Origin of the sequence: Buchnera aphidicola (Floraphis choui) (assembly GCA_039830045.1) — a bacterium.
GTDB classification, from domain to species: Bacteria; Pseudomonadota; Gammaproteobacteria; order Enterobacterales; family Enterobacteriaceae; genus Buchnera_B; species Buchnera_B aphidicola_AX.
Window position 1 is genome coordinate 355958 of record CP140044.1, and the last position, 12688, is coordinate 368645.

General features: G+C 23.7%; 13 protein-coding genes and 1 pseudogene. 12 read left to right on the forward strand and 2 right to left on the reverse strand.

The window, feature by feature from the left end; genetic code table 11:
- The first annotated feature begins 25 nt into the window (after positions 1 to 25).
- Complete coding sequence (gene pyrC, locus UAT33_01585) at positions 26 to 1075, forward strand: dihydroorotase (GenBank protein ID XBC43637.1); 1050 nt, start codon at positions 26 to 28, stop codon at positions 1073 to 1075.
- Here pyrC and flgA read toward each other — a convergent pair.
- Positions 1065 to 1727, reverse strand: coding sequence for a flagellar basal body P-ring formation chaperone FlgA (gene flgA, locus UAT33_01590; GenBank protein XBC43638.1), 663 nt, complete (start codon positions 1725 to 1727; stop codon positions 1065 to 1067). The genes pyrC and flgA overlap by 11 nt on opposite strands.
- A 242-nt stretch (positions 1728 to 1969) precedes the next feature.
- Here flgA and flgB point away from each other — a divergent pair, with 242 nt between their 5' ends.
- The 7 genes from flgB (at position 1970) to UAT33_01625 (ending at position 6824) form a co-directional block, all read left to right on the forward strand.
- A complete protein-coding gene (gene flgB, locus UAT33_01595; GenBank protein XBC43639.1) occupies positions 1970 to 2374 on the forward strand; it encodes a flagellar basal body rod protein FlgB in 405 nt (134 codons plus the stop codon).
- Positions 2375 to 2377: 3 nt separating this feature from the next.
- Positions 2378 to 2791, forward strand: a complete 414-nt coding sequence (gene flgC / locus UAT33_01600; GenBank protein ID XBC43640.1) for a flagellar basal body rod protein FlgC — start codon at positions 2378 to 2380, stop codon at positions 2789 to 2791.
- Positions 2792 to 2960: 169 nt separating this feature from the next.
- The gene (locus tag UAT33_01605) at positions 2961 to 3704 is read left to right on the forward strand and encodes a flagellar hook-basal body complex protein (protein ID XBC43641.1); all 744 of its coding nucleotides are present in this window, start codon (positions 2961 to 2963) and stop codon (positions 3702 to 3704) included.
- A 17-nt stretch (positions 3705 to 3721) separates the two neighbouring features.
- Entirely contained in the window at positions 3722 to 4504 is a 783-nt protein-coding gene (gene flgG / locus UAT33_01610) for a flagellar basal-body rod protein FlgG (GenBank protein ID XBC43642.1), read from the forward strand.
- 69 nt (positions 4505 to 4573) lie between these two features.
- The gene (locus UAT33_01615) at positions 4574 to 5281 is read left to right on the forward strand and encodes a flagellar basal body L-ring protein FlgH (protein XBC43643.1); all 708 of its coding nucleotides are present in this window, start codon (positions 4574 to 4576) and stop codon (positions 5279 to 5281) included.
- A 101-nt stretch (positions 5282 to 5382) separates the two neighbouring features.
- A complete protein-coding gene (locus UAT33_01620) occupies positions 5383 to 6504 on the forward strand; it encodes a flagellar basal body P-ring protein FlgI (protein XBC43644.1) in 1122 nt (373 codons plus the stop codon).
- A 2-nt stretch (positions 6505 to 6506) separates the two neighbouring features.
- Positions 6507 to 6824, forward strand: coding sequence for a rod-binding protein (locus tag UAT33_01625; protein XBC43645.1), 318 nt, complete (start codon positions 6507 to 6509; stop codon positions 6822 to 6824).
- 763 nt (positions 6825 to 7587) lie between these two features.
- Here the strand turns inward: UAT33_01625 and UAT33_01630 are convergent.
- Positions 7588 to 8898: pseudogene (locus UAT33_01630) on the reverse strand (Rne/Rng family ribonuclease).
- 436 nt (positions 8899 to 9334) lie between these two features.
- Between UAT33_01630 and rluC the strand changes: the two are divergent.
- The 4 genes from rluC to fabG all read left to right on the forward strand — a co-directional run bounded on the left by rluC (position 9335) and on the right by fabG (position 12635).
- The gene (gene rluC, locus UAT33_01635) at positions 9335 to 10291 is read left to right on the forward strand and encodes a 23S rRNA pseudouridine(955/2504/2580) synthase RluC (GenBank protein ID XBC43646.1); all 957 of its coding nucleotides are present in this window, start codon (positions 9335 to 9337) and stop codon (positions 10289 to 10291) included.
- A 188-nt stretch (positions 10292 to 10479) separates the two neighbouring features.
- The gene (gene rpmF / locus UAT33_01640) at positions 10480 to 10644 is read left to right on the forward strand and encodes a 50S ribosomal protein L32 (protein XBC43647.1); all 165 of its coding nucleotides are present in this window, start codon (positions 10480 to 10482) and stop codon (positions 10642 to 10644) included.
- A gap of 313 nt (positions 10645 to 10957) precedes the next feature.
- Positions 10958 to 11869, forward strand: coding sequence for an ACP S-malonyltransferase (gene fabD / locus UAT33_01645; GenBank protein ID XBC43648.1), 912 nt, complete (start codon positions 10958 to 10960; stop codon positions 11867 to 11869).
- Between the two features lie 49 nt (positions 11870 to 11918).
- Positions 11919 to 12635 (forward strand): 3-oxoacyl-ACP reductase FabG, encoded by a 717-nt coding sequence (gene fabG, locus UAT33_01650; protein XBC44109.1) that lies wholly within the window; start codon positions 11919 to 11921, stop codon positions 12633 to 12635.
- Positions 12636 to 12688: the final 53 nt, after the last annotated feature.

The window sequence follows — 12688 nt, forward strand, 5'->3', positions numbered from 1 at the left end:
CTACAACAGGAGTTATATAATTAAATTGAATAAATTTACCATAAAAAAACCTGATGATTGGCATGTACACTTTAGAAGTGGTGTCATTTTAAAAAAAATAGTAAAATATACAAGTAATTTCTATCAAAGAGCTATGATTATGCCTAATCTAGTTCCTCCCATTACTACTATAGAATCAGGAAAAAATTATAAAAAAGAGATTCTTCATACATTAGAAAAAAATTCAACTTTTCAACCATTAATTGTTTGTTATTTAACTGAACATACTAAACCTGATGATATTGAATATGCTTTTCTAAATAAAATTTTTTTTGCTGCTAAACTCTATCCTCAAAGTAGCACACATAATTCTAAATGCGGAATTAAAACAATTAAATCTATTACTTCTGTTTTAGAACGTATGCAAAAAATAGATATGCCATTATTAATTCATGGAGAAATAGTAGATAACAATATTGATATATTTGATAGAGAGAAAGTTTTCATTGATAGAGTATTAATTAAACTTAATCGAGATTTTCCAAAACTAAGGATTGTTTTAGAACATATTAGCACTAAAGAAGCTGTTGATTACATAACATCTATTAACAGTAATGTAGGGGCTACAATTACACCTCATCATTTAATGTTCAATAGAAATGATATATTATCGAATGGAATTCGACCGCATTTATATTGTTTACCAATTTTAAAAAATAAAAAACATCAAAATGCTCTTAAAAAAGTAATATCTAATGGACATAAAAAGTTTTTTTTAGGAACTGATAGCGCACCTCATTATTGTTTCAAAAAAGAAAATTATTGTGGATTAGCTGGAATATTTAATTCAATTTCGTCATTACCAATATATGCAGAAATATTTGAAAAAATGAATGCTTTAAAACACTTTGAGTCTTTTTGTTCAAAAAATGGGGCTCTTTTTTATTCACTTCCTGAAAACAAAAATACTATTACATTTATACGAAGGAGTTGGAAAATTCCTAATAAAATTTTAATTGGAAAAAATGCTATTATTCCTTTATTAGCGGGAAAGATAGTAAAATGGACCATAAAAAATACAAAAGTTATTTGTTAGTAATTACAATGTATCGTTTATTGTTTGCTATTCCTAATATTATTTTCCCATTATCTAGTTTCACCTTTACCTGTTGATTCATATACGCATTATTAATAGCACGACCTTCTGAAATAATTGTAAATTTTGAATCTTTAATAATTATTAATACTTTTTGATTCGTTTCAATTAACCACATAGGACGTAATAAAACATTAGTTATCAACTCGTTTTTTTTAATCGCTTTTAAACTAATTAAATTTAAAACTTGTTGTTTACTTGAATATATGTTAGATGATATTTTATCTAAATACCCATATTCGACAAAAACATCTTTGTTAGTTAATTTTTCCCCTTTATTAATATTTCTAGCAGCTCTTACATATTTTCCTTTAATGCTAATTTTTACTTGAATAAATTTATTTATTTTACCACAAATTACTTTAATATTTGTTAATCCTAATAATTTTTTAGAATTTAATAAAACAAATTTAGGAGAAAAACAAGTTTTCCACTGTTTCGAAGGAATATAATTATATAAAATTATATTCATACTATTAGAATAAATAGGATTTTGTTTTTTTAAAAATTTAATAAGATTTTCTGGTAAGGTGCTAGCTCGAATTGGAAATATAGTAAAAAATAATAAGCTTAAAAATAAATATATTTTCAAAATTATATACTCTTTCATAAAATAATGTTTATAAATATAAATTACATATTTTTACCAAAATAATTACAATTACAAATTAATAATAATTATAATTAGTATCAATAATAATATAAATTACAATAGTATGATATAATTTTTATATTTCATTAAACTAAGATTTAAATTAAAAACAAAAAATCAAAAGTAAATCTCTAAAAATAAACAACATTAACTTATAATACACTTTGAAATATGTGAACGAAATGTTAAATAAACTAGATAAAGAATTTTACTTGAATACATGCTCATTGAATTTACATGCGTACCGACAAGAGTTATTAGCTTCAAACATTGCAAATAGTAATACTCCGAATTATCGATCATTAGATATTGATTTTCCAAAAATATTGAATACACTAATAAAAGAAAATACTAATCAACCTAAATATAAATTAACAGTAACTTCTAAAAATCATATTTCTGTTTCAAAAAATAGAAATAAAAACAACTATGATAGAATCGTATCAAAAAATTATATTGTTAATAATGATACAGTAAATATAGATTCTGAAAAAATAAATTTTATAAAAAATAGTTTGTTATACCAAATGGATATTATTTTAATTAATAATAAATTTAAAAATCTTATGAACGTATTGAAAGGATAAGTCATGTCTTTACTAAAAATATTTGATATAGCTGGATCAGCAATGGTTGCACAATCTCAAAAAATGCAGATGCATGCGAGTAATTTAGCTAATACAGACAGTTTAATTAACAAAAATGGAAAGTTATATCCTTATATAGCAAAAAAGGCAATATTAAAATATGATAATTTAGATGATACTGAACTAGGAGGAGGAGTAAAAATAAAAGAGATAATAAATGATACAACCCCATTAAAGTCAATATATGATCCGCAAAGTCCCATCTCAGACTCCAATGGATTTGCTAAAATTTCAAATGTTAATGTTATTACTGAAACTATTAGCGCTATTTCAGCATCTAGAAATTATCAAGCTAACTTAGAGATATTAAATACGGCAAAATCAATGATTATGAAAACATTATCAATGGGACAATAAAATATAATTTTAAAACATATTATTTAACAAAATTTGAATATGTGTTATTACATATTTTATTTGTAAAATAAATTGTAAAATTTTTTTAAAATTAATTTATAATTAACATATAATAAATTTACATTACAAACAATTTTAAATTATCCTTTAAAAATTCTAATAAAAAATTATGGAACCTTTAATACACGAAACTATGATTTCTACTAAAAATATATTAGATAATCAAGAAATACTAGCTAACAATTTAGCTAATGCATCGACAGTAGGATTTAAATCTGCATTGCGTTCTCAAATAATATTATCTAATAATACAGATAAAGAACAATATCCTCATTTACTTAGTAAAAGTTATGATCAAACACAAGGTCCATTTATAAGTACTATGCAACCCTTAGATATTGCGATTACAAATAAATCTGGATGGTTAGTAGTACAAACTAATGACAAAAGTATAGCTTATACTAGAAATGGACATTTAAAAATAAATTCAGATCAACAGTTAACTAGTCAAGAACATATAATTATGGGGCAAAATGGTCCTATAGTTATACCTTCTGATTCTAAAACAAGAATATTATCTAATGGAATAATAGAAGTTATACATAACGATGAAGATTTTAGTCAAGAATTAGATAAATTAAAATTAGTGGAAATTAACATAAATAATTTAACTTATGGCAATAACGGATTATATTTTTTAAAAACGGCTAATCAACCTGATATAAAAGAAATTGAAGATAATCCTAATGTAAAATTGCTGTCCGGGACATTAGAAGATAGTAACGTTAATTTATCTGAAAATATGATTAATATCATGTCTGATGCTAGAAAATTTGATATGCAAATGAAAATTTTAACCGATTATGATGAAAACATACAACTTATTAATAAGTTCTTAAATATTAACAATTAAAACAAGAGAATTTCTTCATGATACCATCTTTATGGATTGCAAAAACAGGGTTAGACGCTCAACAAATTAATATGAACGTTATTTCTAACAACTTAGCTAATGTAAGTACTAATGGATTTAAACGATCTAGAGCTATATTCGAAGATCTAATTTATCATACAATACGACAACCTGGATCAAAATCATCTGGTGATACAACATTACCATCCGGATTGCAAATGGGAACAGGAGTAAGACCTGTATCTACAGAAAGAGTACACAATCAAGGTAATTTATCTAAAACTGATTCTTCTAAAGATATTGCTATAAATGGAAACGGGTTTTTCCAAGTACAATTGCCTGATGGAGATTTTGCATATACACGAGATGGGTCCTTTCAAGTTGATCAAACCGGACAATTAGTAACAAATAGCGGATTTCCTGTACAACCAATAATTAGCTTTCCAGCTAATAGCATTAATATGCATGTAGGAAGAGATGGTATAGTTACTGTTACCGTACAAGGGCAATCCCAACCAATACAAATTGGACAACTGCACCTTGTAAACTTTGTTAATAGTTCTGGATTATCAAATTTGGGAGAAAATTTATATCAAGAAACCGAAGCATCCGGAAATCCTGTTACTACAATACCTGGATTAAATGGAACAGGATTACTGTATCAAGGATATGTAGAAACTTCCAACGTCAATATTGCAGAAGAATTAGTAAATATGATTCAAACTCAGCGTGCTTATGAAATTAATAGTAAAGTTATTACTACTGCTGATCAAATGTTACAAAAATTATCCCAATTATAATGTTTAATTTATATATATTATATACTATGAAGAATTTCATTAAATCATGATTATTAAAGGAAATATTTTGTGACTACACTATTTACTTTTAAAATCAGAAACTGTTTAATTTTCATATTTTTTATAGTACTTAACGGTTGTGCATTAAATCCATACACTATTTTAAGAAAAGATAGATTGAAATCTCCTGATTCTTCTTCTATGATATGGACTGACTTAATTAATCATTCAAATTATCAAGAACCAAATTCGGATCATCGATCTTTTGAACCATTATTTGAAGATTATAAGCCACATAATGTAGGAGATACATTTACTGTAATTGTACAAGAAAACATTAGTGCTAGTAATAATTCTTCTAATAATTTAGTTCGTGATAGCAATGCTAATCTAGGTTTAACATTTGGAAGTAATTATGAAAAAAACAATTATGAAAATAGAGCCGGATTAAATAGTTCTATTAAGAATAATTTTACCGGGACTGGTAGTTCTTTTGCAAATAACAAATTTGTAGGACTAATTACAGTAGTAGTTAATCGTGTCTTGCCAAATGGAAATTTAGAAGTTTCAGGAGAAAAAAAAATTTCAATTAATGAAGAAAGAGAAAAAATATATTTTTCAGGAATAGTTAATCCTCGTACTATTTCTAAAAATAATTCTGTAATTTCAACTCAAATAGCTAATGCTCGTATTGAATACATCAGTGATGGGGTTATTAATAAGGGATTAAATGTTGGTTGGTTTCAACGTATATTTTTAAGTATTTTATCTTTTTAACAAAATTAATAAATGGATAATAGCTAAACAATATTTATCTAAATTATTAATATTTGTCATAAAAATATTTAATTATTGATATCAATCAATTAAGGAAATTTATGTTTAAAAAATTGTTATTGAAATATATTTTAATAATGCTTTTTTTAATTAGCTTAAATGCACATGCTGATAAAATAAGAGATTTAATAACTATTCAAGGAGCGCGTGATACTCAACTAATCGGGTACGGTTTAGTTGCAGGTTTAAATGGGACGGGAGATGATACAAAAAATATTCCATATACCATTCACACGCTTCAAAATATGCTAGCTCAGTTAGGAATTGGGTTTTCTATAGAAAAAAATATGAAACTCAAAAATATTGCAGCAGTTATGGTAACTGCCAAATATTCAAGTTTTATTCATGAAGGGCAAAAAATAGACGTAATAATTTCTTCTATTGGAAATGCAACAAGTTTAAAAGGAGGAACATTATTAATGACTCCTTTAAGGAGTACTGATAACAAAATATATGCTGTTGCTCAGGGTAGTATTATAATAGATGAAACATATCACTCTCAAAAAAAATTTAAAAAATTTACGAATAATCAATTTAATAGTGGAAAAATTATTGAGGGAGCTATTATAGAACGAGAAATTAATAATAGTTTTGGAAAAAAGAACACTGTTATTTTACAACTTAATAACGAAGATTTTACTGCAGTACAAAAAATTAGCGATTTGATCAATGTTAAATATCCTTATTCTGCAATTGCATTGAATTCTAAAACAATACAATTAAATGTTCCAAAGAATAGTATTATTCAAGTTCGCATGCTATCAGAAATTCAAAATATTGATGTTAACTTACCTGATCAAGATGCAAAAATAGTTATTAATACTAAAACTGGAGATATTGCTATGAATCATGAAGTTAAAATAAATTCATGTGCAGTAGCACATGGAAACATATCTATGATCATTCATAAACCAAATAACACGTCACATTATTTTCAAAATTCTATTCTTAATATTAAAGCTAGTCGTTCAACAGAAAAAAGAAGTATTCTTGATGATAATTACAACACTCAAAATGAAATTAAATATATAGACAAAGTTGTACACTTGAATAGTATAGTTCACGCGCTAAATTCCCTTGGAATTAAACCAATAGAACTAATATCCATATTACAAGCCATGCACAATGTAGGTTGTTTACGAGCTAAATTAGAGATTATATAACCATGAATAATGACTTTTACTTTTATATAACCCCATATTCTAATGTAAAAAATTCTGATAAATTAACAACTTTGATACAAAATGATCAGAATAAAACTTTAAAGATAGCAAAACAAGTAGAAGGTTTGTTTCTTTATATGATGGTAAAAAGTATGAAGAATAGCTTTCCAAAAGATACTTTAATTAAAAAAGACCAAGAACACATATACGAAGATATATACGATAAATTTATTACTCAAAAAGTTAGTGATAAAGGACTAGGTTTGGCAAATATAATTGAAGAACAAATAAAACAAACCAATGAGATTGAGTATAATTAATATAACTTTTCAAAAAATGTTATTTTAAAATTTTTTATACTATAGTTATTTTGAAATTTCAAAACAAGAATATATTCATTAATATTTTATTTGTTTTAGCTTTTAATATAGAAAAATACAAATTGTATTTTATAATACATGATTTAAAATCTATGATAAAAAAATAATTCTCCCATGATTGTTACAAATGTATATATTCTATTTCATGGAAGAATTATTGTACAATGATATTATAATATTAATATTATATGATAATATAAAACTAAAAATCTATTTAATTTTTATTAAATTAAAATTAAGCATCAATATATAAAAAAATATAATGTATATTAAATTCTCTATATAAAATTAAACTTATTTTTTAAAGCATATTCATTACTTTTTTAATATAAGTTAAAATATTTGAATATCATTCAAATATAAAATTTTATTGAAATATTAAATATGTTTATAATTTTTTAAAACTATAAAAAGTAAATTATTTAAAACTTTCTTTGAATATATCCTGAATTGAGTTAATTTTAAGTTTTACTTAAACATACTATAAGTAACTTTAAAGTTGTTAATTTAAAAAATTTTTAATATTTTGTATTTATAAAGTTTATATTTTATTGTATTTATCTAATAATAATTAATTAAATTTGATCATTTTAAATGCAAATTTTTGTTAAATATTATTAACATTTTTAGAAAGATTTTCCATAATATTTTTTTTATTTAATAAAATATGGATTGTTTCTATAGGAGTACTATTAAAATATGTATGAATATTTTTGTTTAAATTTTCTAAATTAATTAAGTTTAAAATAGATAAATACAAAGATTCATTATTATTAATGTTTCCTTTTCCACTACATTTCGGACAAATATAATATTTAGATTCTTGTAGAGACGAGTTTAAACGTTGTCTAGACATTTCTAATAATCCAAACTTAGAAATATTTCCAATTTGAATGCGCGCGCGATCCTGTTGAACTATATTACGTAAACGGCTTGCAACTAGTTTTTGATTTTTAGATGTTGTCATATCAATGAAATCAATTACAATGAGTCCTCCCAAATCTCGTAATCGTAATTGACGAGAAATCTCATCAACTGCTTCTAAATTTGTATAAAGCGCTGTTTCTTCAATATCTATACCTTTAGTAGAACGAGACGAATTTATATCAATAGCAGTTAATGCTTCTACAGTATCAATAATTATAGACCCACCAGAAGGAAGGTTAACTTTCCTTTGAAAAACAGAGTTAACTTGTGATTCTATTTGATAACAATTAAATAAAGAGCGTTTTCCAGTGTATAACTTAATTTTATTTTTAAAATCAGGTCTTCCTAATAAAGATATATATTGATTCATAAAATATAATATTATCGGATTATCGACAAAAATTTCACTTATATCTTGATCAAGATAATCTCGTAAAACTCGAAAAATGATATTGCTTTCTTGATAAATTAAAAATGGAGCTGAATTAACTTCAGATTTTTTTTTAATTTCATTCCAACGTTGTAATTTAAAATTTAAATTTGATTGCAATGACGTTATTGATTGTTTAACTCCTGCTGTTCTAATAATTATTCCTATTTCACTAGGAATTTCCAATAATGATAATAATTTTTTTAACTTTATTCTATCTTTACCTTCTATTTTTCTAGATATTCCTAAAATTCCTGGATTATTAGGCATTAATACTAAATAGCTACCAGCTAGACTTATGAAAGTAGTTAATAAAGCTCCTTTTTCTCCTCTTTCTTCTTTATGTATCTGTACGATTAACTCTTGTCCTTCTTTTAAAATGTTTTTTATATTATAACGAATTTTATTAGAGTTTTTATTATATGTATATCTATTAAAGATTTCTTTTATTGGTAAAAACCCGTGCCTTTTTGAACCATAATCAATAAAAGCTGCTTCTAGACTAGGTTCAATACGAACTACTTTTCCTTTATAAATATTAGATTTTTTTTTTATAAAATTTATATTTTCAACATATAAATCATATAATCTTTGACCATCTACAAGAGCAATACGAAGTTCTTCTGAATGAGTAGTATTAATTAACATTCTTTTCATTATAATTCTTCTCATTTTAAGTTAAAGGAAGGACATATTAAAATTTTTTGTAAAGTATTTAAAACTATCACAATATTAAATTAGAATTACTATTATTTATATTAATTATAATAATTAACTTTAAACACATCAAAAATTATAAATTTAATTTCGTATTTAATCGAATATGATTAATGTAATTAAATTATTTAATTTTAATTTTATTTATATTATTTACTTGATTTATGAACAATATTTAAAAAACACATTTTAAACATCGTCAAATATAATTTTTGTATTTTCACTAAATGTATTTAATTTTAAAAAATATGTAAAATGTGTTTATTATATTATTTATAAAACATAATTTTATCATTTGTAATTTTCTATAAATTATTTTTAAATTAATATTATAAAACTAAATAAAATTTATTTTTTATGACATATAGGACAATCGATGATAAACAAAATGTTACCTGTATCATTTTTATACATTACGAAAGAAAATACGGAACAAAGGATAGACAATTTTTTAAGACATAAGTTTAAAACACTTCCAAAGAGTACAATTTATAAAATACTGAGAACAGGACAAGTTAGAATTAATAAAAATCGAGTAAAACCTAAATATAAATTACAAATTAGAGATCATATCAGAATTCCTCCTATCGAAAATATTAATATAAAAGAAAAAAACATAAAATTAAACAAAAAATTGTTTTCTTTATTGTCTAATAATATCTTATATGAAGACAATTATCTACTAATACTAAATAAACCCGCAGGAATAGCAGTACATAGTGGTAGTGGAATTAATTTTGGAATTATAGAATGTTTTAGAGAACTACTACATCGTAAAAGTATGTATCTTGATCTCGTACATAGATTAGATAGAGGAACATCAGGGGCTTTAATAATAGCTAAAAAACGTTCGATATTACGCGAATTACATAAGCAGCTAAGAGAAAAAAAAATTCAAAAAAAATATTTGGCTTTAGTGCATGGACATTGGCCACAACACTTAAAATATATTTCTGCTCCTCTATTAAAAACAAGATCAAATAATGATCATATCGTTAAAGTTAGTAATATTCATGGAAAATTTTCAAAAACTTATTTTAAAATAAAAAAAAAATATACTAATAACACTTTAATGTCAGTTATTCCAATTACCGGAAGAACTCACCAAATTCGAGTACATGCTAAATATGCGAATCATCCAATTGTATTAGACAAAAAATATGGTAATATTGATTTAGACAATGTAATTAAAAATAATTTCTGTGTCAAACGATTATTATTACATGCTAGCTCTATTACTTTTTTTCATCCAAAACAAAAAGAACTAATTAATATAGTTGCACCTATAGATAAAGAGTTTACGACTATTTTAAATAATCTTTCAAAGAACTAATAATAAAAAATTTAAAATGTTTTATGAAACTAATTAATATAAATATAATTTTAATTTATATACTTTAAAACTTTTTGATATCTATATTATGATTGATATCATAAAAAATTTTAAATTACATTAAATTTATTAAATATTAATATAAATATTTTATATAAAATTTTACATAACTAAGAGAAATATTATCAATGGCAGTGCAAAAAAATAAACCAACTCGATCTAAACGAGGCATGCGTAGGTCTCATGATCGCTTATGCGTACCATTATTATCTATAGATAAGACATCAGGAGAAACCCACATAAGACATCATATTACTAAAAAAAAATATTACAAAGGTATAAAAGTATTTTAATCATATCTCGTTTAATAATTATATGTAAATTAAATAAATAGTGCTATTTATAAAATAGCACTATCACATAATATTACTTTTGTATAACTAATGCATAAATTATACTAATGTAATTTTCACTATTTTAATTTATAAATAAAAATTAATAAATCTATAAAATTTTGTTTTAAAAATTTGAATAAATACATTTCGACTATAAAAACATATTTGATAATTACTTTAATTCAAACATTACTATATCTCAAAAATAAAACCAAAAATTATTAAAATTATGAATTTCAACTATTAACTATTATTATAAAAAGGAATATTCATGTATTTACATTCTATATTATTCCCTGGTCAAGAATTACAAAATATAAATGTATTATTTTCTTTTATAAATAAAAATGCAATTATAAAAAATACTTTTGACGAATCGTCCGAATATATTGGATATGATTTACGGAAACTAATTAAAAAAAAATCACAAGAAAAAATCAATACGAGTAAATATGCTAAATTAATAACGCTAACATCATCAATTGCTATGTATCGAGTATGGAAAAGTGAAAACAAAAACGTACCGCTAATATTAGCAGGACATAGTTTAGGAGAATATTCTGCGCTAGTATGTTCTAAATCACTAAAATTTTATGATGCTATAAAACTAATTACACTTCGTAATAAACTTATGCAGGAATCTATAAAAAATATGCGTGGGGCTATGAACGTAGTAATTGGATTGCAACAATACGAAATTGAAAAAATTTTAAAGAATTTCCAATACACAAAAAAAATTTCTATAGCTTGTATTAATACTAAATATCAAATTGTTATTTCAGGAGAACAGTCTATAGTACATAAAGTAAGCGATGTTTGCAAAAAAAACGGAGCTAAAAAAATTGTTTATTTATCTATACATCCTCCCTCCCATTGCATTCTGATGAAAAATGCTGCAAAAAAATTTTCAATTATATTAAATAAAACAACATTTAAAACACCAATATTTCCAGTTGTTAATAATGTTGATGCAAAATGTGAAACTTCTATATTAGCTATTCGAAAAGCGTTAACTAGACAATTATATAATCCAGTTAGATGGACTGATACTATCGCATATTTAGCCTCTAAAAACACATCAATATTTCTTGAAGCTGGATTAAATAGTACATTAACGAATCTTAATAAATTTATTGTTGCAATTCCATCAATTTCACTTAATAATAAAGTTAATTCTTCTTAAAATATTTAAAATATATATATATAAATATTAATCATGAAATTAAAAAAAAATAGCATTAGTTACAGGAGCAAGTAGTGGAATAGGAAAAGGAATTGCTAAAAAACTAGTAAGTCAAGGAATAATGGTAATTGGTACTTCTACTTCTGCAATAGGACAAAAAAAAATTAATAATTATTTAAAAAAAAATGGTTCTAGCTTTATTCTTAATGCTGAAAATCCTAATTCCATCACAAAAACTATACAAAATATTTACAATAACTTTGAATCTATTGATATATTAATAAATAACATAGGAATTATAAATGATAAATTGTTAATTAATATGACACATAAAGAATGGAATAATGTTTTAAATATTAATTTAAATTCTATTTTCTATATAACTCAACCTATTGTGCAAAAAATGATAAAGAAAAAAAAAGGCAAAATTGTTACTATAGGATCTATTATGGGTCATATAGGAAATTTAGGCCAAACAAATTATTCTACTTCAAAATCTGGACTCATTGGTTTTCACAGATCTTTAGCGTTAGAAGTTGCTTCTCAAGGAATTTGTGTAAATATGATAGCTCCTGGTTTTATCGAAACTAATATGACAAAAAATCTCACAGAACGTCAAAAAAATAAATATCTTTCTAAAATTCCTATACGTAGGTTTGGAACAATTAATGAAATATCTGAAACAGTTTTATTTTTAGTTTCTGATCATATTAATTATATTACGGGGCAAATTATTCATGTTAATGGTGGAATGTACATGCCTTAATTTAATGAAATTCATGTATTTCATTTTATTCTGAATATTTTATTTTACAATAT